This is a genomic window from Streptomyces sp. NPDC021225, from assembly GCF_044332865.1.
Classification (GTDB): Bacteria; Actinomycetota; Actinomycetes; order Streptomycetales; family Streptomycetaceae; genus Streptomyces.
The window spans coordinates 699,955-722,356 of record NZ_JBIRPV010000002.1 but is presented as its reverse complement, the minus strand read 5'-3'; the positions used below and the strand labels follow the sequence as shown (position 1 = coordinate 722,356).

The following is a 22,402-nucleotide window of genomic DNA, read 5'->3' as shown; positions in this document are numbered from 1 at the left end:
GGAGTGCGTACCCCGGCCATCCCGCACCCGCCGGCCCAGCCGCATCCCGCGGACCCGGAGGCGGCAGGAGACCGACCAGAGCGGGCGGACCACATGGATCAGCATCAGCACGAGCGGCACGAGCGGCCCGATCCGCATGACCGCAGCGGAGCGCGGGCGATGTTCGTCGAGCTGCGCGGGCTCCCGGAGGGCTCCGAGGAGCGCGCCGAGCTGCGCAACACCCTCGTGCGGATGCATCTGCCGCTGGTGGAGCATCTGGCGCGGCGCTTCCGCAACCGCGGCGAGCCGCTGGACGACCTCACCCAGGTCGCCACCATCGGGTTGATCAAGTCCGTGGACCGGTTCGACCCGGACCGCGGTGTCGAGTTCTCGACGTACGCGACCCCCACGGTCGTCGGCGAGATCAAGCGGCACTTCCGCGACAAGGGCTGGGCGGTGCGGGTGCCGCGCAGGCTTCAGGAGCTGCGGCTCTCGCTGACCACGGCCACCGCCGAGCTCTCCCAGCGACACGGCCGCGCCCCCACGGTCCATGAGCTGGCCGAGCATCTGAGCATCTCCGAGGAAGAGGTGCTGGAGGGCCTGGAGTCGGCCAACGCATACAGCACGCTCTCCCTGGACGTGCCGGACACGGACGACGAGTCCCCGGCGGTCGCGGACACACTCGGCGCGGAGGACGAGGCGCTGGAGGGCGTCGAGTACCGCGAGTCGCTCAAGCCGCTGCTGGAGGATCTGCCGCCGCGCGAGAAGAAGATCCTGCTGCTGCGCTTCTTCGGCAATATGACCCAGTCGCAGATCGCGCAGGAGGTCGGCATCTCGCAGATGCATGTCTCACGGCTGCTGGCGCGCACCCTCGCCCAGCTGCGGGAGCGGTTGCTGGTGGAGGAGTAACGGGCCGCCAGGAGTACAGGAGTAAAGGCGGCCGGAGGGCCGGGGAGAGGGGTCAGGCGTCGCGCGGGCCGATGCCCAGCGCTTCCGTCGCCGTCGGGTTGATCAGCAGCGCCAGCACGGCAAACGCCGCGAGGGCGGTGGCCACCCCGACGGCGATCAGCCCGCCGCCGTTCTGCACCAGCGTCCAGGCCACGGGCAGCGCCATGAGCTGAGTGATCATCGCGGGCCCGCGGCTCCACCGCCGGCGCAGCCACAGCCCGCGGGCGGCGGCCAGCGGCAGCAGGGCCAGCGCCAGCACGGTCACCCCGAGCATCTCGGCCTGCTGCGGGCTGTCCGGATCCCCGGTCACCCCCATGATCAGCACATACACCCCCAGGCCGACCAGCACCGCGGCCTCGGCCGCGGCGAGCACCGCGGCCGCGGTCAGCCGCGTCGGGCGGGGGCCGGACGGGGCCGCGTCGGCGGGGGCCTGCGTGGTCGCCTTGGCCGTCGTCGCCTTCGGGGCCGTCGTCGCCTTCGGCGTCGGCTTCGCCGTCTTCGCGGGCCTGGCCTTCTTGGCGGAGGCGGACTTCTTACTGCTCACCCCGGCAGCCTAGCCGCCGCCCGGGTCCGGCCGGGGCGGGCCCGGGATTGCGGGCGGTTCATCATCAGTGGGTAGGCTGCTGCGCATGCGCGCACTCATCGTGGTCAACCCGGCAGCAACCACCACCAGTGCCCGCACTCGCGACGTCCTGATCCACGCGCTCGCCAGCGACCTGAAGCTGGACGTCGCGACCACGGAGTACCGGGGGCACGCCCGCGACCTGGCCCGGCAGGCCGCGGAGGGGGGCACACACGAGCTGGTCGTCGCCCTCGGGGGCGACGGCACGGTCAACGAGGTGGTCAACGGGCTGCTGCACAGTGGCCCCGACCCGGACGCGCTGCCCCGCCTGGCCGTCGTGCCCGGCGGCTCCACCAATGTCTTCGCCCGCGCCCTCGGTCTGCCCAATGACGTCGTGGAGGCGACCGGCGCCCTGCTGGACGCGCTGCGGGACGGCACCGAGCGCACCGTGGGCCTCGGCCTCGCCGCGGGCACGCCGGGCACCGCGGACGAGTCGGTGCCGGCCCGGTGGTTCACCTTCTGCGCGGGCTTCGGCTTCGACGCGGGCGTGATCGGCCGCGTCGAACAACAGCGCGAACGCGGCAAGCGGTCAACACACGCGCTCTATATACGCCAGGTCGCACGGCAGTTCCTCGGCGACCCGCACCGCCGCGAGGGGACCATCACCCTCAAGCGCCCGGACGAGGACCCCGTCGAGGGGCTCGTGGTGTCCATAGTCTGCAACACCGTCCCGTGGACATATCTGGGCAACCGCCCGATCTACGCCCTACCGGACGCGTCCTTCGACACCGCCCTTGACGTGCTCGGACTCTCCAAACTGTCCACGCCGGCGGCCACCCGCTATGTGACCCAGCTGCTGACTTCCAGCCCCGAACGGGGGCCCCGCGGCAAGCACGCGGTCTCGCTGCACGACCTGACGGACTTCACCTTGCAATCGCAGGCGCCACTGCCGTTTCAGATGGACGGTGACCATCTGGGACTGCGTACGAGCGTGACGTTCACAGGCGTACGCCGTGCACTGCGTGTGATTGTGTGAGTGAGACCGCAAAAAGTCCTTCCAGTCGAACGTTTAGCCTGGCTTCCACCCCCCGGAAGTAGGGCTGTGACAGAGCCGACACCAAGGAATCAAAAAAAACTTTCCGGAAGGGGTTGTATCCGCCGCCGAGGTTTGCGAGTCTCTTCTTGGCGATCGGGACGGCCTCCAGAAGGCCCCCTTGAGAGTCCGAATCCCCCTCCTCATTCCATGGGACCGCACCAGCCCCAACTGGTTGATGTCCCTACCCTTGTCGAGGGGTTCGTGAAAGCGTTCACATTCACAAGCAACTTTTCCGCAACACGAGGAGATGGAGCAGCCATGGACTGGCGTCACAACGCCGTTTGCCGCGAGGAAGACCCCGAGCTGTTCTTCCCCATCGGCAACACCGGTCCTGCGCTGCTGCAGATCGAGGAAGCCAAGGCCGTCTGCCGCCGCTGCCCCGTCATGGAGCAGTGCCTGCAGTGGGCGCTTGAGTCCGGCCAGGACTCCGGCGTCTGGGGTGGACTCAGCGAGGACGAGCGCCGCGCAATGAAGCGCCGTGCCGCTCGCAACCGGGCACGCAACGCCAGCGCCTGACGCCCACACCCCGTGGCCCCCGAGCCGCAGCGCGCAGTAACCCCGATGCGCACAGCAACGTGAGCTTTGAGCCCCGGACCGGAAACGGTCCGGGGCTCAGTGCTGTGCGGCTCAGTGCTGTGCTCAGAATGTGAGCGTGTGCTGAAGGTCTCACCCGGAATTCCGCCCGGCGCGACCCGGCGCGACCCGGCGCCGGGTCAGTGCTTCTCGGCCCGCACCGGGATGTCCAGGACCACCCGGGTGCCGCGCTCGGGCGCGGGCACCATGTCGAACGTCCCGCCCAGCTCCCCCTCCACCAGCGTCCGTACGATCTGAAGGCCCAGGTTGCCCGCCCGCTGCGGGTCGAACCCCTCCGGCAGCCCGCGCCCGTCGTCCTCGACGGTGACCAGCAGCCGCCCGTCCGCGCCGGTGCCGCCGCGCACCGCCGAGACCTCGACCGTGCCCAGCTCCCCCGGCCCGAAGCCGTGCTCCAGCGCGTTCTGGAGCACCTCGGTCAGCACCATGGACAGCGGGGTGGCGACCTCGGCGTCCAGGATGCCGAACCGGCCGGTGCGATGGCCGGTGACCTTGCCCGGGGATATCTCGGCGACCATGGCCAGCACCCGGTCGGCGATCTCGTCGAACTCGACCCGCTCGTCCAGGTTCTGGGACAGGGTCTCGTGCACGATCGCGATCGAGCCGACCCGGCGCACCGCCTCGTTGAGCGCCTCCCGCCCCTGGTCGGAGTCCATCCGGCGGGCCTGGAGGCGCAACAGGGCGGCCACGGTCTGGAGGTTGTTCTTCACCCGGTGGTGGATCTCCCGGATGGTGGCGTCCTTGGTGATCAACTCGCGCTCGCGGCGGCGCAGCTCGGTGACGTCCCTGAGGAGGACGAGCGAACCGATGTGGACGCCCTTGGGCTTGAGCGGGATGGCCCGCAGCTGGATGACGCCTTCGTCGCCCTCCACCTCGAACTCGCGCGGCGCCCAGCCGCTGGCCAGCTTGACCAGCGCCTCGTCCACCGGGCCGCGCACCGGGGCGAGTTCGGCGGTGGTCTGGCCGAGGTGGTGGCCGACCAGGTCGGCGGCCAGGCCGAGGCGGTGGTAGGCGGACAGGGCGTTGGGGCTGGCGTACTGGACGACGCCGTCCGCGTCGAGCCGGATCAGCCCGTCGCCCGCGCGGGGCGAGGCGTCCATGTCGACCTGCTGCTCGGGGAAGGGAAACGATCCTGCGGCGATCATCTGAGCGAGGTCGGAGGCGCTCTGGAGGTAGGTGAGCTCCAGCCGGCTGGGCGTCCGTACGGTCAGCAGATTGGTGTTACGGGCGATCACCCCGAGCACCCGGCCCTCCCGGCGGACCGGGATGGACTCGACCCGGACCGGGACCTCCTCCCGCCACTCCGGGTCGCCCTCCCGGACGATCCGGCCCTCGTCGAGAGCGGCGTCGAGCATCGGGCGGCGGCCGCGCGGGGCGAGATGGCCGACCATGTCGTCCTGGTAGGAGGTGGGGCCGGTGTTCGGGCGCATCTGCGCCACCGACACATAGCGGGTGCCGTCGCGGGTCGGGACCCACAGGACGAGATCGGCGAAGGACAGGTCGGAGAGCAGCTGCCACTCCGATACCAGCAGGTGGAGCCACTCGAGGTCGGAGTCGCCGAGTGCGGTGTGCTCGCGTACGAGGTCGTTCATGGAGGGCACGCTGTGAGCCTACCCGGACGGCGGATTCAGCCTTTCCGCGCAGAGCCGTGGACAGGCAAGACTGGTCTAGTCCAGAATGGGCCCCACTACGATCTTCCACTCTCCCCGCACAGGAGGGTGGATCGAGGCACGCGGGGCGCTCTGCCCTGACCGCTCCGGGCGCCTCAGGTCGGCCCGCTGCGGCCGATGCAACTCCGGGCTGCGGTGCCGGGCGGGTTGAGGGTCCCGCTTTGGCGCCGCGGCCCGCGGGTGGTTTTGGGGGGTCTGGGGGTCTGGACGCCTGCGGCGAGCCGTTTCCCCTACCCGCCCCTTCCCTCAACTGGGGCTCCGCCCCAGACCCCGAGAGTCCAGGGGCGCCCCCGCCCCGAAACGGGAGGCTCCCGCGCCTCGCAGGGAGGCGCGGGAGCCGGTGGGGGGTGGCGGCCCGTATCCGGTGACTCAGCGGGTCTCGGTGACCTTCGCGAGGGCGCGGGGGGCGTCCGGGTCCTGGCCTCGGGCGATGGTCACCTCGTACGCGAGCAGCTGGAGCGGCAGGATCTCCAGGATCGGCTGGACCTCCTCGGCCACCCCCTCCGTGGGCAGGGCGAAGCCCGCCGACGCGCGGTCGACCTCCGACTGGGCGCCGATCACGACCAGGTCCGCGCCGCGGCCGCGCAGCCGCTCCAGGACCGGCTGAAGCGCCTGGCCGCCCTTGCCCTCGGTGACGATCGCGATCACCGGGGAGATGTTGTCGACCATGGCGAGCGGGCCGTGCAGCAGGTCGGCGCCGGAGTAGGACAGCGCGGGGATGTAGCTGGTCTCCATCAGCTTCAGCGCGGCCTCCTTCGCGGTCGGGTAGCCGTAGCCACGGGAGGTGATCACCATGCGCTCGGCGAAGCGGTAGCGGCCGGCGAGCTGCTTCACCTCGTCCCCCCGGTCCAGGATCTGCTGGGCCAGCTCGGGGAGGCCCTTGGCGGCCGCGCCGTCGCCGCCCCGCAGGCCCTCGACGAAGAGGTAGAGGGCGAGCAGTTCGGCTGTGTAGGTCTTGGTCGCGGGGAGCGCGTTCTCCGGGCCGGCCAGCACGTCGATGTGGAACTCGGAGACGGCGGCCAGCGGGGAGTCGGGGTTGTTGGTGACCGCGAGGGTGATCGCGCCGGCCTCGCGGGCGGCCTTGGTGGAGGCGACCAGGTCCGGGGAGCCGCCGGACTGGCTGACCGTGATCACCAATACATCGGTCAGGTCCTGCTCGGCCCCGTACGCGGTGGTGGTGGACATGGAGGTGAGGCCGCACGCCTTGCCCAGCAGGACCTCGAGCAGATACTTCGCGTACAGCGCCGCGTTGTCGGACGTGCCCCGCGCGGTGAGGAGTACGAAGCGCGGGTCGCGCGCGGCGATCCGCTCGGCGATCTCGCGGATACGGGGCGCGCCCTCGTCGAGGATCCGACGCAGCACCGCGGGCTGCTCGGCCATCTCCCCGGACATGATCCGGCCCGGCTGGTCGCTGTGCTGTGCCGGAGTCGTGGCGGACATGCTGGGTGCCTCCAGTGTGCTGTGCTGTGCCGGGCCCGCGGTGCGGGTCCGGCTGGGCGGTGGTGTCATCGCCCGGCCACGCCGCCGGTGATGACCTCCGCGGCGGCCACCCCGCAGACCCGGGCGGCGCCGTGAGTCGCGATGTGCAGCGCCCCGGTCGGCGGCGCCTGGGGCACGCCCATCTCGACGACGACCGTGTCCGGCCGGGCGGCGAGCAGGGTGTCCAGGGCACCGGCCATCCAGGGGTGGCGGTGGACATCGCGTACCACTGCGACGATCCTACGATCCGCCGCCTCGCCGAGTACATTTGCGATCAATGCGGGCGCACCCTCCGCAGCCTCAGCAGCCTCCGCAGCCTCAGCAGCCTCGACGTCCTGCCGTCCGTAGGTGGCCGTGCCGGTGCCCGGGAGCAGCCGGGCCAGTTCGGCGGCGACGCCCCAGGGAGTCTCGTCGCCGACGGCGATGTTGGCCACCGGGGTGAAGGCGGCGACGAACACCGGGCCGGCGGGCGGCTCGTAGGGCCGCTCGCCGCGGGTGATCCGCAGCGCCCGGCGGGCCGCGCGCAGCCCCGCCTCGGGGGCGGGTGCGATCCCCTGCGCCGCACCCGGCCCCCCGGCGTGGCGCGCCCAGTCGCCCAGGGCGCGTACCCGGGCCGCGGCGTCGGCGAGCCGCTCCTCCGGCAGCTCCCCCGCCCGTACGGCGGCCACCAGCGCGTCGCGCAGCCGCAGCACGGTGTCCTCGTCGGAGAGCCCGCCGCCGACGCAGATCGCGTCGGCGCCCGCGGCGATGGCGAGCGCGCTGCCGCGCTCGATGCCGTAGGCGGCGGAGATGGCCCGCATCTCCATGCCGTCGGTGACGATGAGCCCCTCGAAGCCGAGGCCGCCCTCGGTGGCGGGGGCGCGCAGCAGGCCGTGCAGGGCGGCCGGGCTGAGAGTGGCGGGGAGGGTCGGGTCGAGCGCGGGCAGCAGGATGTGGGCGCTCATCACGGCCTTGGTGCCGGCGGCCACGGCGGCCCGGAAAGGGACCAGTTCGCGGGCGGCCAGGGTGTCGAGATCGGCGTCGATGCGCGGCAGGGCGTGGTGGGAGTCGATGGCGGTGTCGCCGTGCCCGGGGAAGTGTTTGGTGCAGGCGGCGACCCCGGCGCCCTGGAGGCCCCGGACGTACGCGGCGGTGTGGCGGGCCACGAGCCCCGGGTCGGCGCCGAAGGCGCGTACGCCGATGACCGGGTTGTCGGGGTTGGAGTTGACGTCGGCGGACGGCGCCCAGTCGAGGTTCACTCCGCACTCGGCGAGCCGGCGGCCCAGCTCCCGGGCCACGGCCTCGGTGAGGGCGGTGTCGTCGACGGCGCCGAGCGCCAGGTTGCCGGGGAAGGAGGAGCCGGTGCGCACCTCCATCCGGGTGACGTCGCCGCCCTCCTCGTCGATGGCGACGAGGACGTCGTCGCGCTCCGCCCGCAGCTGGGCGGTGAGGGCGGCGAGCTGCTCGGACGAGACGACGTTGCGGCCGAAGATGCCGACGGAGCCGAGCCCTTCGCCGAGCCGCCGCAGCAGCCAGTCGGGGGCGGTGGTGCCGGCGAAGCCGGGCTGGAGTACGGCCAGGGCGTCCCTGGTGAGGGTGGCCGAGCCGCGGGCGAAGGTCGTCATGCGAGGGATCATCCCTTCACAGCGCCGGAAGTGAGACCACCGACCGCCTTGCGTTGCAGGAAGAGGAACAGGAGGAGGATGGGGAGGGCGAAGAGCGAGGCGGCGGCCATGGTGGCGCCCCAGTCGTCGCCGAAGTTGCTCTGGAAGCTGGACAGCCACAGCGGCAGCGTCTGGGCCTCGGCGTCCTTGTTCAGGATGAGCACGAGCGGGAACTCGTTCCAGGCCGTGATGAAGCCGAACAGCGAGGTGGCCATCAGGCCGGGCGCCAGCAGCGGGAAGATCACCCGGGTGAACGCCTGCGGCCGGGTGCAGCCGTCGACCATCGCCGACTCCTCCAGCTCCTTGGGCACGGCGGCGACATAGGAGCGGAGGGTGAGGACGGTGAAGGGCAGCACCATGACCATGTAGAAGAGGGTCAGCGGCACCAGGCTGTTCAGCATCTCGCCATCGCGGACGATCATGTAGATCGCGATGACCATGACCTCCCAGGGCGCCATCTGGGCGATCATGAAGGTCACCAGGAAGCCGCGCCGCCCCTTGAAGCGCATCCGGGCCAGGGCGAAGGACGCCAGGAGCGCGATCACCAGGGAGAGCGCCACCGCCGAGACGGTCACGGTGAGGGAGTTGCCCACCAGGGTCCAGAAGTTCTCGGCGTCGATGGCCGTCCCGAAGTGCTCGAAGGTGGCGTCGGCCGGGAACCAGACCGGGTCCTCGGAGATGATGTCCGAGGTGGGCTTGAGGGCCGTGCTGAACATCCAGTAGACGGGGAACACGAAGGCGACGAAGAGGACGACCGCCGTCGCATTGGGCCACAGCCGCCCGGCCAGCGAGCGTTTCACAGCTCGTCCTCCTCCTGCTTGAGCACGATCCGAAGGTAGTAGGAGGTCAGGGCCAGCAGGACGAGGATGGTCAGCAGCGAGATCGCGGCTCCCATGCCGTAGTGCTGGTTGCCCACGCCCTCGATGAACGCGTAGACGGGAAGGGTCTCGGTGAGCCGCTCCGGGCCGCCCTCGTTGATCGCGAAGACCTGGGCGAACGACTTGAAGACCCAGATCACTTCGAGGAAGGTCGTGGCGAACAGGAACGGCTTGAGGAAGGGCAGGGTCACGGAGGTGAAGCCGCGCCAGGCCCCGGCGCCGTCCAGCGCGGCCGCCTCGTACAGCTCCTGGGGGATCGTCGTGGTCGCGGCGTAGAGGTTGATCGCCACGAAGGGGATCGACTGCCAGACGATGAGCACAGTGATGACGAAGAAGGTCGAGAACTGGCTGCCGGTCCAGTTGTAGTCGGCCATCGAGTGCCAGCCGAGCTTGTCCAGGACCCAGTTGACCACCCCGAAGCGCGACGCGAAGAGCCACTGGAAGACGGTGGTGGCCGCGATCACCGGCATCGCCCAGGCGAGGACGAGGCCGGTCGACAGCAGCAGCCTCATCTTCTTGCCGAGCCGGGCCAGCAGCAGCCCGATCAGCGTCCCGAGCACCATGATCAGTACGACGTTGACGGCCGTGAAGACCACCGATCTGAGGGTGACCCGCCAGAAGTCCTCGCTGGTCAGCGCCTCGCGGTAGTTGTCGACGCCGTTCCACTCGGTGAGGTGCTGGATCAGCTGCCGCATATTGAGGTTCTGGAACGACAGCATGCCGTTCTTCACCATCGGCCAGCCCAGCAGCACCACGGTGACGGCCAGCGCGGGCAGGAGCAGCAGATAGGGCGCGGTGCCGGTGAGCCGGCCGCGCCGCCCCCGGGGCGCTCCGCCGCCCGTGCGCGTACGGCCCGGCGGCGCTCCGCGCCCGGGGGCCCCGGCCGCCGTCGGGCGGCCGGGGCCGGGGCCCTTGCGTGTGGTCGCTACAGCCATGGCCGTTACTGCTCCTGGCTGAGGCGCTTGTTCATCTCGTCCTCGACCGACTTGGCCGCTTCCGCGGGCGACTTACCCCGGAGCACAGCGGTCATATAGGTCTTGATCGGGTTGGGGGCGTTCTCCACCGGGGCCCACTCGGGGATCAGCGGGGTGGTGCCGCCGCCCGCGGCGGCGGGTGCCGCGGCCTCGGCCGCCGCGTTGCCCTTGAGCTGGGACTGGAGCGACTCCTTGTTGGGGATCACGCCGCCTTCCTTCGCCAGCTGCCCCTCGTGGGTGTCCGACAGTGCGATCTTCAGGAACTCCTTGGCCAGTTCCTGCTTCTTGCTGCCCGCCGCGACCGCGAGGTTGGAGCCGCCGAGGAAGACGCCCTCCGGCTTGTCCGCGGTCTCCCCCGGGATGGTGAAGTAGCCGATGTCCTGCTCGATCTTCGGGTTGGCCTTGATCGCGGTCGCCGCCTCCCAGCCCATTCCGATGAAGGCGCCGGTCTTGCCCTTGGCGAAGACCTCGGCCTGCTGCGGGGTGGCCTCGTCCTTGTCCTTGGGGGCCTCACTGAAGGACTGGTACTGCTTGTAGATGTCCATGGCCTTGGCGACCTTGGCGTCGGCGAGGTTGGAGACCCACGTGTCGCCTTCCTTCCTGACGAGGTCGGCGCCGGTTCCGATGGTCAGCCCGTCGAAGAAGTACCAGTTCTGGCCCGGCAGATAGATCGGCTCGGCGTCCGTCTTCTTCTTGATCGCGTCAAGGTCCTGGAAGAACTCGGACCGGGTCTTGGGGGTGTCCTTGATCCCGGCCTTGGCCCAGATCTTCTTGTTGTAGAGCACCACCCGGTTGGCCGCGTACCACGGGGCGGCGTACTGCTTGCCGTCGTAGACCGCGGACTTGTTGAGCGACTCGGCCCAGTCGGCGCCGATCGACTCCTTCAGGTCGGTCAGCTCGGCCAGACCGCCGGTCCGGGCGTAGGCGGGGGTCTGGGTATTACCGATCTCGATCACGTCCGGCGGGTCGGACTCCGAGAGCGCGGTGGTCACCTTCTGCTGAATGCCGTTCCACTGCTGGACTTCCAGCTTCAGCTTGGCGCCCGTCTTCTTCTCGAACGCCGCCTTGACGTCCTTGGTCCAGCCGTCGGGGGTGGATCCGTCCATCGCCCATACGGTGAGCGTCTCGCCCTTGAAGCCGTCCGCCCCTGTCTTCTCGTCGTCATCGCCGGACCCGCAGGCCGCGACGGTCACCAGCATTGCCGCGACGCCCGTCGCCGCTATCAGCCCACGCTTCACAGCACACTCCCCAAAGGACCGGAAGACAGGTTTAATGGTTTAGACCAGTGCCCGCAGCTTGGCCTAGACCTTTTGGGGTGTCAAGGTGCCCAAGAGCCGCCGTAGGCTCCGTTATCGGACCGACACCTGACGACATCCGGGCGCAGCAGTCGTCCGAGGCCAGGGCCGTGCCACGATGTGAGCCGCTGAAAACGGAGGAGCCGGTGACGGCAGCAGATCAGGAGTCGGAAGGGCGCGCGATGGACACCGAGGGGGCAACGGCGACGGCCGGCACGGCCACGGCGGCTACGACGGCCACATCGGCCACGGCCGAGAGCGCCAACAGCTCCGGCAGCAGCTCCGGTGGGACGCGCACCGCGCGCGTGCCCAAGTACTACCGGCTCAAGCGGCACTTGCTGGAGATCACCGAAACCCTGCCGCCCGGCACCCCGGTCCCCCCCGAGCGCACCCTCGCCGCCGAGTTCGACACCTCCCGCACCACCGTGCGCCAGGCCCTCCAGGAACTGGTCGTCGAGGGACGCCTGGAGCGGATCCAGGGCAAGGGCACCTTCGTGGCCAAGCCCAAGGTCTCCCAGGCCCTCCAGCTGACCTCGTACACCGAGGACATGAAGGCCCAGGGCCTGGAACCCACCTCCCAGCTCCTGGACATCGGCTATGTGACCGCCGACGACCGGCTCGCCGGGCTCCTGGACATCGCGACCGGCGGCCGGGTACTGCGCATCGAGCGGCTGCGGCTGGCCAGCGGCGAGCCCATGGCCATCGAGACCACCCACCTGTCCGCGAAGCGCTTCCCCGCGCTGCGCCGCAGCCTGGTCAAGTACTCCTCGCTCTACACCGCCCTGGCCGAGGTGTACGACATCCACCTCGCGGAGGCCGAGGAGACCATCGAGACCTCGCTGGCCACCCCGCGCGAGGCCGGGCTGCTGGGCACGGACGTCGGGCTGCCGATGCTGATGCTCTCGCGCCACTCGCTGGACGCGGCCGGCGAGCCGGTGGAGTGGGTGCGGTCGGTCTACCGGGGGGACCGCTACAAGTTCGTGGCCCGGCTACAGCGGCCGAACGGCTGAGCCCACGCCGATCGGCTGAGCCTCCGTCATCCGAGTCGCCTCCGACGCCCTTTCTTTCCCATACCGATATACGGACGGGTAGTGACGTCCGCCCGGCCTCTGGCTTAGATTTCCTGCGCATTAAGCAAACGATCAGTCTGTATACACAGGTGCTCAGCGCAGGTGCTCAGCCACGGGACGGACGGGACGGAGCAACCGCCAATGTCAGGAACATCCGAAACACAAGGCAGGAGACCGGTCATCACGCCCTCGCGCGTCGTGGTCGGTCTGTGCCTGGTCGCCCCCTTCGTGGCGTTGCTGTGGGTCGACTCGTACGCCAAGGTCGAGCCCACCTTCATCGGCATCCCGTTCTTCTACTGGTACCAGATGCTCTGGGTGCCCGTCTCAGCCGTGCTGACGGCGGTCGCGTATGCGCTGGTCCGCCGTGAGAAGCGGGCGCTGCGCGAGGCGGAGCGGGCGCAGAAGGGAGGTGCGGCGGAATGAAGAACGACGTGAACGGCGTCGCGCTCGGCGTCTTCATCTTCTTCTTCCTGGCCGTCACGGTCATGGGATTCATGGCCGCGCGCTGGCGGGCGGCCGAGAACGCCAACAACCTCGACGAGTGGGGCCTGGGCGGCCGCAGCTTCGGCACCTGGGTCACCTGGTTCCTGCTCGGTGGCGACCTCTACACCGCGTACACCTTCGTGGCCGTCCCGGCGGCCATCTACGCAGCGGGCGCGTCCGGCTTCTTCGCGGTCCCGTACACCATCCTGGTGTATCCGCTGATCTTCCTCTTCCTGCCCCGGCTCTGGTCGGTGTCGCACAAGCACGGGTACGTCACCACCTCGGACTTCGTCCGCGGCCGCTTCGGCTCCAAGAGCCTGTCGCTGGCCGTCGCGGTCACCGGCATCCTCGCCACCATGCCGTACATCGCCCTCCAACTCGTCGGCATCCAGGCGGTGCTGGACGTGATGGGCGTGGGCGGCGGCGAGAACACCAACTGGTTCATCAAGGACCTGCCGCTGCTGATCGCCTTCGGCGTGCTCGCCGCGTACACCTACTCCTCGGGTCTGCGCGCCCCCGCCCTGATCGCGTTCGTCAAGGACACGCTGATCTACATCGTCATCGTGGTGGCGATCATCTACATCCCGATCAAGCTGGGCGGCTTCGACGACATCTTCTCCAAGGCGGGCGCCTGGCTCTCCAGCGACAACCCGAAGACCGGGGCGCCGCGCGGCGCCCTGGCCCCCGGGGAGAAGGCGCAGTGGGCCTACGCCACCCTGGCCGTCGGCTCGGCGCTCGCGCTGTTCATGTATCCGCACTCGATCACCGCGACGCTCTCCAGCCGCAGCCGCGAGGTGATCCGCCGCAACACCACGATCCTGCCGCTCTACTCCCTGATGCTGGGCCTGCTGGCGCTGCTCGGCTTCATGGCGATCGCGGCGGGCGTGAAGGTGGACAACAACCAGCTCGCCATCCCGCAGCTGTTCGAGGACATGTTCCCGGACTGGTTCGCCGGCGTCGCCTTCGCCGCCATCGGCATCGGCGCGCTGGTCCCGGCGGCGATCATGTCCATCGCGGCGGCGAACCTCTTCACCCGCAACATCTACAAGGACTTCCTGCGGCCGAACGCCACGCCCGAGCAGGAGACCAAGGTCTCCAAGCTGGTCTCGCTGCTGGTCAAGGTCGGCGCGCTGGTCTTCGTCCTCGGCATGGACAAGTCCGTCGCGATCAACTTCCAGCTGCTGGGCGGCGTCTGGATCCTCCAGACCTTCCCGGCCCTGGTGGGCGGCCTGTTCACCCGCTGGTTCCACCGCTGGGCGCTGCTGGCCGGCTGGGCGGTCGGCATGGTCTACGGCACGATGGCGGCGTACGGCGTGGCCACCCCCACCCAGAAGCACTTCGGCGGCAGCCAGAAGGAGATCCCCGGGATCGGCGAGATCGGCTACATCGGCTTCACGGCCTTTGTGCTCAACGCCGCCGTGGTGGTCGTCCTCACCCTCGTCCTGCGCGCCGTGAAGGCCCCGGACGGCGTCGACGAGACGACGGCCGCCGACTACAAGGCGGACGCGGGCGACCCGGGCGTCAAGGCGGACCTCCCCCCGGCCACGGCCGGCACCTCCGGCGGCCACTGAGCCACACCTGACGGGCCGCCGTCCTCCCTGGTGGGGGGATGGCGGTCCGTTCGCATGCGTACGGCTGTCAGCGCTCGTCGCCGGTGGTGGGCGGCGCGTGAAACGCCGCGGTCAGGAAGGTGACCAGCCGCCCGGCGTCGTCATCCCCCGGCGCCGCGCCCTCGGCCGCGTCGCCCGGGTGCAGATCGCCCAGAGCGCTCGACTGATGCAGGCCCAGCAGGCCGACCATGGCGCGGAAGCGGAACGCCACCTCCGCCGCGGACAGCTGAGGCAGCGCCGCCCGCAGCGCGTCGAGGTACCGCCCCTCCACCGGGCCGACCTCCGTGGCGAAGAGACGCCGGATCGCGGGGTCGGGCTCGGCCATCACCCGCCCCAGGAACCGGGCGACCGACGCGCCCCGCTCCCCGCTGCGCTCCACGAGCCGCGCGCCCGTCATGACGAAGGCGCGCACCAGCTCCGCCACTCCGGGCCGCCCGTCACCGGCGGCCCCCAACTCCTCCAGCAGGCGCAGGCGCTCGCCGTTGACCTCGGCCATGGCGCGCTCGACGACCGCGCGCAGCAGCCCCTCCTTGGATCCGAAGTGGTAGTTGACCGCGGCCACATTGGCCTCGGCCGCGACCGTCACCGTGCGGAGCGAGGTGGCGGCGAAGCCGTGCTCGCCGAACAGCCGCTCGGCGGCGTCGAGAAGCCGGTCCCGGGTCGGGGCGGGACGGGACGGGGGCGCGGCGGTGGGCTGCTTGGGCTCGCTCATCGCCACCGAGTTTAAACGAACGCTTGATTCAAGCAAGCCACTCATGCTCCACTTGAAACAGTCGTTTGAAACGCTCGCTTAAACGGAGTGATCGCCATGCAGCAGTCCACGGCCCCGCCGACCGCACCGCCACACCCCGGCGCCGCCCGCCGGACAGCCGTCCTGGTGGTGATGTGCCTGGCCCTCGCCGTCGTGGTCGGCATGCTCGCCTCGCTCCTGGTGGCCGTGCCCGACATCGCCCGCGACCTGCGGGCCACCGAGTCCGAGCTGCAATGGATCATGAACGCGTACGGCGTGGCCTTCGCCGGCCTGCTGCTCCTGGGCGGCGCCCTCGGCGACCGCTACGGGCGCAAGGGCGTCCTGCTCGTGGGCCTCGCCCTCTTCGCGCTGTCCTCGGGCGCCGTCGTCTGGACCGACGAGGTGACGCTGGTGATCGGCCTGCGCGGCCTGGCGGGCGTGGGCGCCGCCCTGGTCATGCCGATGACCCTGTCGATCATCACCCATGTCTTCCCGCCCGAGGAGCGCGGCCGCGCCGTCGGCATCTGGTCCGGCGTCAGCTTCGGTTCCGGCCTGCTCGCCGTACTGCTGGCCGGCGGCCTCCTGGAGGCGTACTCCTGGCGCTCGGTGTTCCTGACGAACGCCGTACTCGCCGCCCTCGCCCTCGCCGTCGCCGCCGCGATCGCCCCGGCCTCGAAGCAGACGGAGTCGGCGCGGCTCGATGTCGTGGGCGCCCTGCTGTCGGTGATCGGCATCGGGGCGCTGGTCTTCGGCATCGTGGAGGGCCCGGAACTGGGCTGGTCCGACGGCTCGGTGATCACGGGCTTCGCCCTGGGCGCCGTCGGCCTCGCGGCCTTCGTCGGCTGGGAGCTGCGGACCGCGCACCCGCTGCTGGACGTACGGGTCTTCCGGCTGCCGGGCGTCTCGGCGGGCTCGCTCATCATCACGGCCGAGTCGATCGCCATGTTCGGCTTCTTCTTCCTCGGCCTCCAGTACCTCCAGCAGATCCTCGGCTACTCCCCCATCCGCTCCGGGCTCGCCCTGGTCTCCATGGCCCTCGGCGCGATCCTGTTCTCCCCGGTCGCCCCCGGATTCGCCAAGCGGTACGGGATGCGCGCCGTGATGGGTCTCGGCATGGCCCTGATCGCCGCCGGGCTCGGCGTCCTGGCCGCGACGGTCGACGGCGGCGGCCTCTGGCCCTTCCTCGCCAGCACCACCCTCCTCGGCGCGGGCATCGCCTTCGCCGCGACCCCCGCCACCGAGGCCATCGTCGCCGCGCTGCCGCCCGAGAAGCAGGGCGTCGCCTCCGCACTCAACGACCTCACCCGCGAACTGGGCGGAGTTCTCGGCATCGCCGTCCTGGGCAGCGTCTTCAACTCCACCTACCGCTCCGACATCGCCGACACGGCCCACGGCCTGCCCGCCGAGGCGGCGGATGCCACCCGGGACTCCCTGGCCGGCGCCCTGCGCGCCGCCACCGAACTGGACGACCGCACCGGAGCCCGGCTGACCGACGCCGCCCGCGAGGCGTTCAACAGCGGCATGGCCAACGCACTGCTCGGCGGCATCGCGGTCGTCGCGCTGGGCGCGGTCGCGGCGGTGGCGCTGCTGTCGCGGCGCGCGGACCGCGGCTGAGCGCCATCCCGACCGTCGCGATCAGGCGGCGATACACGGGGCCACCGCCCCCTGGGGAGCGGTGGCCCGTTCGCGTGGTGTCGGCGTCGTCGTTACGCGCTTCCCATCTGCCTCAGTGTCTTCTCCAGGGCATCCGCATACAGCCGGGCTCCTTCGATCTTCGGGTGGAAGGACTGCGCGGACGTACCGGCCTTGATGGGGCCCCACTCCCACAGCGGGTCGTCACCGGGGGTCAGGTCCGTCACGACGCCATGGATGGTCTCCGGGTCGTCGCAGACGCCCTTGCCGGAGAACTCCTCTGCGGGGTCGGCGAATGTCACGTCCACCCCGGCGGCCCTGGCGTCCGCGGCGGCCTCGGTCATGACGTCGGTCAACACGCCGCCCATCTCGTTGAACCACCGCACCTCCGCGTCGCTGAAGAAGGACCCATCGGCAATGCACCGCCCGTAGTCCGACTCCGAGAACAGCAGCGGATATCCCATCAGGACGATCCGCGCGTTGGGCGCCTTCTCCTTGATCGCGCCCAGCGCTTCGGTGATCTTGGGGGTGACCTGGCTCCGCATGTACTTCGGCTGAGCGAGCTCCAGGCGCTCGCTGTCGTCATCCATCGTCTCCAGGTGGCAATCCGGCCGCATGGCGCAGAACGAGACGATGTCGGCGAAGCGCGCGTCGTTGCCGCCGATCGACAGAGTCACCAGCGTGGTGTTCTGGTCCAGGTAGCCCTGGTCGAGCTGGGCCAGCTCGCCGTACCCGCCCTTGTTCCCGGGCAGCAGGTTGTGCGTCTTGGCGCCGGAGCAGGCGGTCATGTGGAAGTCCAGGGACGGGTCCCAGTTGGCGACCCGCTCCCCGACGCTGGTGCTGTTGCCCGGCAGCGCCGCCTGGCGCGACCAGGCCTTGCGGGAACGGTGGCAGGCGCTGCGCAGCTTGCCTTGGTCACCACCCCAGTCGGTCTCCCGGTAGTAGTCGCCGCCACCGCCGGCGGAGGCTCCCTCGCCGGACGAGTACGAGTCGCCCATCGCCACGACGAAGTCGTCCGGCTTCTCCGACAGCGGCTGGAAGGCGACGGCGTCCCAGGCGACGTCCTCGCTGCCGTCGCCGTCCTGCGCATCGGTGGACAGTGACACCTGGGGCGTGCCGGTGAACCGGAACACCCCCAGCTCCACCCATCTGTTCTCCATGGTGCGCTGCGGCACCACCCGGACCGGGCTGGTGGAGTCGGTGCCCCTGATGATGTAGCGCGCCTGGCGGGTGTGCGCGCCGTGGTCCGGGATGTGCGCCATCACCCGGGCCCACCCGCCGAGTTGCCGATCCAGCGTCCAGGTGCCGGTGGTGGACAGGCGCCGGCCGTCCGTGTCCCCCGGGTCCCGGGTGTCGCGGGTGTGGGAGAACCAGAAGTGGTTGCCATAGCCGGCGCCGATCTGATGGGTGTCGATCTTGCCGGGATACTGCCCCCCGTCGTTGGCGAAGGTGAACTCGAATGTGCCGCGCGAGGCGATTCCCGAGCATTGCCGTGGTGCCGATCCCGCGTAGGCGGCGCCGTTCGGCAGGTCGTCCACGATCAGCGAGCCGGTCGGCAGGCCGCTGATGCAGCGTGGCGGGTAGGAGTTCTCGTCGGGCTGTTCCGGGTAGTCGCTGTTGTTGAACCGGTGAATCGCGTTGCCACAGGCCGCGCTGGAGCACAGTTTCCACCGGGCGGGTTTGTTCCACCAGCAGTACAGATCCTCGCGCTCACAGGCCCCGAGGCCCGGTTCGTTCGCGTCCTCGGGCCCGATCAGGCTCGGGTCACACTCGTTCGAGGCATCGCAGAACAGGTCCACCGGGGGTTTGACCGTGGAGCGGTCCGCAGGCAGGCTCCACCACGCCGCGCGGTAGCCGGGCTGCATGTCACCGGGCTTGAACAGCGCGGAGATCGGCCGGGCGGCCCAGCCGAGGACCTTCTCCTGGTAGGGCCAGTCCTGGGGATGCGCCGCGTGTGAGTAGTCGTCACCGCCGCTCTCGCCTTCCAGGAACGGGAGCCGGTTGGCCTTCCACAGGGGATTCGCGGGGTTGTTGGTCCAGCCCACACCCCACTTGCCCTTGTTCTCACCGGCGTCCGCCTGCGGGTAGAAGCCGGAATTGTAGGCCCACAGGGCGAAGAACCAGCTCTCCAGATACCTCGGGCTGCCCTCCGCGATGATCAGGCCGGCGCCGCGGGTCTGGTTCCACTTCTCGGCCAGGATGTCCGCGCCCGCGGCGATGTTCGCGGTGTAGTCCAGGGCGACGGCCTCCTGCTGGGTCTCGCTGAGGGTCGGCTGGCCGTGGCCCGGCAGCCGCATGCCGTCGGTGACCTGGGTGATGCCGTAGCCGCAGTCCGCCTCCGCCCAGTCGACGCGCCACGGGTCGACCTCGGTGCCGTCGGAGCCGTACGCGATGCCGTAGTAGTTCCCGATCAGCGGGTTGGACGTGACACCCGGCACGGCGAAGCGGGTGGCCTGCCACATGTTGGACTCCTGCGCGGTGATGCCGAGCAGGATCTGCGCCGGGATGTGCCACTGTTCCTCGTCGCGGTCCACCTTGCCGTTGGGGTCACCGGACAGCACCCGCAGCGGGAACAGAGCCTGCGGCCGGTAGGCGGCCATCCCGGTGTTCTTCCAGTTCGCCGGGCGGCTGATCCACTTGTCCAGGCCGTTGATCACAGCCTGGTCGACGGCCCACTCGACCTGCCGCGGCGTCGGCTGGAAGGCCTGCTTGCGGACGTCACCGCGCGGCACCGAGCAGGTCCGCTCCGACTCGACCGGGTCGTGGGGGTCGGCGGCGGCCTTGACGCCTTGCGGGACGGCCAGAGCGGGAGAGGTTCGCCGTCCCAGCGACATCCACCGTTCGGCCACGGGCGAGGCGCCGGGCACCGAACCGAGCCGCACTTCCTTCCCCGTGCCCGGAACCGTGATGTCGATGGTGACGGTACGTTCGGTCAGGGCTTCTTCGGAGCGGATACGGGAGCCCTTACCGGCCGCCCATCGGGATGCCACGGCCGCGCGGCCGCGCGTGCTGACCTTTGTCTCCTTGAGAAGGCCACCGGGATTGTGCACATGTACGGGAGCCTTGCCCCGGCTGGTGGCCTTCCCGGTGACGAACACCTCTCCGGAGGCGGAACCGGTGAGATCCAGCGCGGTCAGCTCACCGGAGGCCACCAGTCTCGGCTCGGGCTCCGTCCCGCCGCGGCCGGCCGCATCGATGGCCCCGGCGGCCACATGTCGGACGTGTCCGAAGGTCTTTCCCGTCTTCGCCTCGCGACCGGCCCGGTCCAGGTAGCTGATGCCGTCGGCGGCGTCCTTGGTGATCTGGAACGGTATGCCGGCGGTGTCGGCGATCTTCGTCCGCTTCCCCCGCTTGTCGATCTTCACCAGACGGGTTCCGTCCGCGGCGACGATCTCGTCCTTGTCGTAGGGGATGGCGGAGGTGATCTGCCCCTTGGCCTCCAGCGGCTTGAGGGCCCTGCCCGCCGCGGCGTCGACGGTGATCAGACGGGTGGCGTTCTCGGCCATGCCGTCATCGGTGAGCTGGGACAGCACCGCCCGCTCGCCATGACCACAGCCCGGCGAGAAGTACGCCAGCGACGACTGCACCGGCAGCTTGGTGACCTTCCCGCTGCCGAGGTCGACGACAGCGGTGAACGCGCCCCTGCTCATCAACTCGGGCTTGTTGGTGAAGGTGCGCGGCGCATAGGCGACGACCGCGCGGGTGCCGGATTCCGTCACGCAGGCGTTTCCGATCCAGGCGTCGGTGTCGAATCCGGGCTCGGAGAGCGTGGCGGCGGTCTTCCAGCGGTAGCCGCCCTTGGCCTCCGCCACCAGAACGTGGAAGCCGGTGGCGTCCCCGGACGTGGTCCACGCCCGGTCACCGGATGTTCGGTAACCCTCACCCAGGACGGCGGCGCGCTCATCGGGCTCGACCGCGTCGGCAAGCGACTGTCCCGGGACCTGCTTGTCGGCCTCGTGGACTGAGGACGACGACGCCTCGTCGGCTCGCACCGCCGGTGCCTGAAGCAGACCGGCGGCCAGCGCGACGGCCAGTGCTCCCGTCCCCCAGAGCGGAGTGGTACGTAATCCGTGCCGGTGTTTCATCCCTGCCCCTTTCCGGGCGAAAAAGCTCGACACCGCCCTCCGGCGCCGGTGCGACCGGAGGACGCTGCCGGGGATTGCCCGTCAGTTACACGAACCCGCCACCCTCACGGCGTCGATGAGGGCCGTGCCGGAGCTCTGGGAGTTCTTCATGATCGCGGTGACCCTGGCGCACTGCGGGTATTTCCATTGAGTGCCCGTGTACACCGGGCCCGCGTACTGGCTGAAGTTTCCTTCGTCCGTGTCGCAGGGAGGATTGTCGGTCTTGTTGTCACACACCTTGAGCTTCATGTATTTCGTGCTGCCGGTGTTGTTGTCGAAGATTTGGCACCCGCGCCACGAACTCCCCGCGCCGGCTTTCAAGTAGAGAAAGAGCGTTCCCAGTCTCCAGTCCGTTTCGGGAAGCTGATCGGCGTCGGAGAGCTCATAGCCCGAGCCGCACAGCGTGGCCGCAGCCTGGACCGCCTGCGGGTCCTCAGCGGCTATCCTTCGGGTCTCTTCGTCCGCCTGGGGCGCGACCAAATCGACGACGGAGGCCGTCTCGGCGGCGGATGCCTGCGGAGCGGTGAAGCCGAGCGCCGCGAGCGCGGCAGTGGCCACGGCAACTCGTATGGTGGCTCCTGGGGAAATGGACATACGTGTCCCCTCGTTGTCTGCGTGTGGATTTCCCGGGGGTAAGTTTTCCGCGGCTGAGATGCTCGAAATCCCGAGGGATATCCCAGCAGCGTCAATCGCTTTCAGAGTGTCATGCGGCCGTCGGGACGTCTTTGACCGGAAGTACCCACTTCGTTGATGATGCGTCCACGGAGGGCGACGCCTGGCGCCGCTGCCGTCTGAAGGACCGGCAGAGGACGTCCGAGAGGGAACGTATGCGCACAGAAGACATGAACAGCTCCCAGGGCCTGCGCCTCACCGTCCTCGGTTGCGCCACGCCGTACCCGAGCGTCGACAACCCCTGCTCCGGTTACCTCGTGTCCAGTGGCGACACCCGCGTCTGGGTGGACGCGGGCACCGGGACACTCGGCCCGCTGCAACGCTATGTCCGGCTCGACGAGCTGGACGCGATCTGGATCTCACATCTGCACGCCGACCACAGCGCGGACCTGCTCACCGCCTACTACGGCGCGCTCTTCGCGGACATCCGGCTCGCCGCGCCCATCCCCCTCTACGGCCCGCCGGGCATCGCCGACCGGCTCGCGCACTTCCTCACCAACACCTCCGAGCGCAGCCCGGTCGAGTCCGCCTTCGCCATCGACGAACTGCACGACGGCCACCAGGCGCGCGTCGGCGCGCTCACCCTCACCAGCCGCGCGGTGGCGCACGGCATCCCCGCCTTCGCCCTGCGCGCCGAGGCCGAGGGCCGGTCCTTGGTCTACTCCGGGGACACCGCCCCGTGTGCCGGCCTCACCAGCCTGGCCGAGGGGTGCGATGTGCTGCTGTGCGAGGCGGAGAGCGCGGAGCGGCCGAGCACGGGGGAACAGGTCCACCACACGCCCGAGGACACCGGCGACACCGCCCGCGCGGCCGGGGCGGGACGGTTGATCGTCACGCATGTCGGCCGCTTCCTCACCCCGCAGCAGGCCGTGGCCCGGGCCTCGGCCCGTTTCCCCGGTCCGGTCGACTACGCCGCACCCGGCGCCACGTTCGTGGTCGGCTGACTCGCCTGCGCCGTGGGCCGCC

At 70.2% G+C, this 22,402-nt stretch carries 18 protein-coding genes; 8 read left to right on the top strand and 10 right to left on the bottom strand.

The genetic code is table 11. From position 1 onward, the window contains the following. Positions 1–3: 3 nt before the first annotated feature. The gene (locus tag ACH4S9_RS11410; RefSeq protein WP_385343410.1) at positions 4–888 is read left to right on the top strand and encodes an RNA polymerase sigma factor SigF; all 885 of its coding nucleotides are present in this window, start codon (positions 4–6) and stop codon (positions 886–888) included. Positions 889–940: 52 nt separating this feature from the next. Here the strand turns inward: ACH4S9_RS11410 and ACH4S9_RS11405 are convergent, their stop codons facing one another. After that, positions 941–1,471 carry a hypothetical protein gene (locus tag ACH4S9_RS11405; RefSeq protein ID WP_311729805.1) on the bottom strand — a complete coding sequence of 177 codons (531 nt, stop codon included), beginning with the start codon at positions 1,469–1,471 and terminating at the stop codon, positions 941–943. Positions 1,472–1,556: 85 nt separating this feature from the next. On the opposite strand from ACH4S9_RS11405, the gene ACH4S9_RS11400 reads away from it, so the two are divergent. After that, positions 1,557–2,525, top strand: coding sequence for a diacylglycerol kinase family protein (locus ACH4S9_RS11400; RefSeq protein ID WP_311729804.1), 969 nt, complete (start codon positions 1,557–1,559; stop codon positions 2,523–2,525). A 318-nt stretch (positions 2,526–2,843) separates the two neighbouring features. Further along, a complete protein-coding gene (locus ACH4S9_RS11395) occupies positions 2,844–3,101 on the top strand; it encodes a WhiB family transcriptional regulator (RefSeq protein ID WP_003953983.1) in 258 nt (85 codons plus the stop codon). Positions 3,102–3,298: 197 nt separating this feature from the next. On the opposite strand, the gene ACH4S9_RS11390 is transcribed toward ACH4S9_RS11395, so the two are convergent. The 6 genes from ACH4S9_RS11390 to ACH4S9_RS11365 form a co-directional block, all read right to left on the bottom strand. Continuing rightward, positions 3,299–4,768, bottom strand: a complete 1,470-nt coding sequence (locus ACH4S9_RS11390) for a PAS domain-containing sensor histidine kinase (protein ID WP_311729860.1) — start codon at positions 4,766–4,768, stop codon at positions 3,299–3,301. A gap of 447 nt (positions 4,769–5,215) precedes the next feature. Further along, positions 5,216–6,286, bottom strand: coding sequence for an SIS domain-containing protein (locus ACH4S9_RS11385; protein WP_311729803.1), 1,071 nt, complete (start codon positions 6,284–6,286; stop codon positions 5,216–5,218). Between the two features lie 65 nt (positions 6,287–6,351). Continuing rightward, positions 6,352–7,929, bottom strand: coding sequence for a glycoside hydrolase family 3 protein (locus ACH4S9_RS11380; RefSeq protein ID WP_398371263.1), 1,578 nt, complete (start codon positions 7,927–7,929; stop codon positions 6,352–6,354). 8 nt (positions 7,930–7,937) lie between these two features. Continuing rightward, positions 7,938–8,768, bottom strand: coding sequence for a carbohydrate ABC transporter permease (locus ACH4S9_RS11375; protein ID WP_311729801.1), 831 nt, complete (start codon positions 8,766–8,768; stop codon positions 7,938–7,940). Continuing rightward, positions 8,765–9,781 carry a carbohydrate ABC transporter permease gene (locus ACH4S9_RS11370; protein WP_398371260.1) on the bottom strand — a complete coding sequence of 339 codons (1,017 nt, stop codon included), beginning with the start codon at positions 9,779–9,781 and terminating at the stop codon, positions 8,765–8,767. The genes ACH4S9_RS11375 and ACH4S9_RS11370 overlap by 4 nt, the downstream gene beginning before the upstream one ends. Before the next feature lie 5 nt (positions 9,782–9,786). Next, on the bottom strand, positions 9,787–11,058 hold the full coding sequence (locus ACH4S9_RS11365) for an extracellular solute-binding protein (RefSeq protein WP_398371258.1): 1,272 nt from the start codon (positions 11,056–11,058) through the stop codon (positions 9,787–9,789). 239 nt (positions 11,059–11,297) lie between these two features. On the opposite strand from ACH4S9_RS11365, the gene ACH4S9_RS11360 reads away from it, so the two are divergent. The 3 genes from ACH4S9_RS11360 to mctP all read left to right on the top strand — a co-directional run bounded on the left by ACH4S9_RS11360 (position 11,298) and on the right by mctP (position 14,239). Continuing rightward, complete coding sequence (locus ACH4S9_RS11360) at positions 11,298–12,125, top strand: GntR family transcriptional regulator (RefSeq protein WP_385343414.1); 828 nt, start codon at positions 11,298–11,300, stop codon at positions 12,123–12,125. Between the two features lie 201 nt (positions 12,126–12,326). Continuing rightward, complete coding sequence (locus tag ACH4S9_RS11355) at positions 12,327–12,608, top strand: DUF3311 domain-containing protein (RefSeq protein WP_398371256.1); 282 nt, start codon at positions 12,327–12,329, stop codon at positions 12,606–12,608. Then, positions 12,605–14,239 carry a monocarboxylate uptake permease MctP gene (gene mctP / locus ACH4S9_RS11350; RefSeq protein WP_361183280.1) on the top strand — a complete coding sequence of 545 codons (1,635 nt, stop codon included), beginning with the start codon at positions 12,605–12,607 and terminating at the stop codon, positions 14,237–14,239. Before ACH4S9_RS11355 ends, mctP begins: the two co-directional genes overlap by 4 nt. 67 nt (positions 14,240–14,306) lie before the next feature. On the opposite strand, the gene ACH4S9_RS11345 is transcribed toward mctP, so the two are convergent. Beyond that, the gene (locus ACH4S9_RS11345; RefSeq protein WP_385343360.1) at positions 14,307–14,990 is read right to left on the bottom strand and encodes a TetR/AcrR family transcriptional regulator; all 684 of its coding nucleotides are present in this window, start codon (positions 14,988–14,990) and stop codon (positions 14,307–14,309) included. Positions 14,991–15,086: 96 nt separating this feature from the next. Between ACH4S9_RS11345 and ACH4S9_RS11340 the strand changes: the two genes are divergently transcribed. Further along, the gene (locus ACH4S9_RS11340; protein WP_398371253.1) at positions 15,087–16,622 is read left to right on the top strand and encodes a DHA2 family efflux MFS transporter permease subunit; all 1,536 of its coding nucleotides are present in this window, start codon (positions 15,087–15,089) and stop codon (positions 16,620–16,622) included. A gap of 92 nt (positions 16,623–16,714) precedes the next feature. On the opposite strand, the gene ACH4S9_RS11335 is transcribed toward ACH4S9_RS11340, so the two are convergent. Both ACH4S9_RS11335 and ACH4S9_RS11330 read right to left on the bottom strand, forming a co-directional pair. Then, positions 16,715–20,725 (bottom strand): GDSL-type esterase/lipase family protein, encoded by a 4,011-nt coding sequence (locus tag ACH4S9_RS11335; RefSeq protein ID WP_398371251.1) that lies wholly within the window; start codon positions 20,723–20,725, stop codon positions 16,715–16,717. Between the two features lie 81 nt (positions 20,726–20,806). Continuing rightward, the gene (locus ACH4S9_RS11330) at positions 20,807–21,322 is read right to left on the bottom strand and encodes a hypothetical protein (protein ID WP_385343369.1); all 516 of its coding nucleotides are present in this window, start codon (positions 21,320–21,322) and stop codon (positions 20,807–20,809) included. A 269-nt stretch (positions 21,323–21,591) separates the two neighbouring features. On the opposite strand from ACH4S9_RS11330, the gene ACH4S9_RS11325 reads away from it, so the two are divergent. Beyond that, positions 21,592–22,380, top strand: a complete 789-nt coding sequence (locus ACH4S9_RS11325; protein WP_398371249.1) for an MBL fold metallo-hydrolase — start codon at positions 21,592–21,594, stop codon at positions 22,378–22,380. Positions 22,381–22,402: the final 22 nt, after the last annotated feature.

Bases quoted from the DNA above. Each gene is read 5' to 3' on its own strand.
- ACH4S9_RS11370 (WP_398371260.1), bottom strand. From the start codon at position 9,781: ATGGCTGTAGCGACCACACGCAAGGGCCCCGGCCCCGGCCGCCCGACG.
- ACH4S9_RS11355 (WP_398371256.1), top strand. From the start codon at position 12,327: ATGTCAGGAACATCCGAAACACAAGGCAGGAGACCGGTCATCACGCCC.
- ACH4S9_RS11325 (WP_398371249.1), top strand. From the start codon at position 21,592: ATGCGCACAGAAGACATGAACAGCTCCCAGGGCCTGCGCCTCACCGTC.
- ACH4S9_RS11390 (WP_311729860.1), bottom strand. From the start codon at position 4,768: ATGAACGACCTCGTACGCGAGCACACCGCACTCGGCGACTCCGACCTC.
- ACH4S9_RS11380 (WP_398371263.1), bottom strand. From the start codon at position 7,929: ATGACGACCTTCGCCCGCGGCTCGGCCACCCTCACCAGGGACGCCCTG.
- ACH4S9_RS11385 (WP_311729803.1), bottom strand. From the start codon at position 6,286: ATGTCCGCCACGACTCCGGCACAGCACAGCGACCAGCCGGGCCGGATC.
- ACH4S9_RS11340 (WP_398371253.1), top strand. From the start codon at position 15,087: ATGCAGCAGTCCACGGCCCCGCCGACCGCACCGCCACACCCCGGCGCC.
- ACH4S9_RS11345 (WP_385343360.1), bottom strand. From the start codon at position 14,990: ATGAGCGAGCCCAAGCAGCCCACCGCCGCGCCCCCGTCCCGTCCCGCC.
- ACH4S9_RS11360 (WP_385343414.1), top strand. From the start codon at position 11,298: ATGGACACCGAGGGGGCAACGGCGACGGCCGGCACGGCCACGGCGGCT.
- ACH4S9_RS11395 (WP_003953983.1), top strand. From the start codon at position 2,844: ATGGACTGGCGTCACAACGCCGTTTGCCGCGAGGAAGACCCCGAGCTG.
- ACH4S9_RS11335 (WP_398371251.1), bottom strand. From the start codon at position 20,725: ATGAAACACCGGCACGGATTACGTACCACTCCGCTCTGGGGGACGGGA.
- ACH4S9_RS11400 (WP_311729804.1), top strand. From the start codon at position 1,557: ATGCGCGCACTCATCGTGGTCAACCCGGCAGCAACCACCACCAGTGCC.
- mctP (WP_361183280.1), top strand. From the start codon at position 12,605: ATGAAGAACGACGTGAACGGCGTCGCGCTCGGCGTCTTCATCTTCTTC.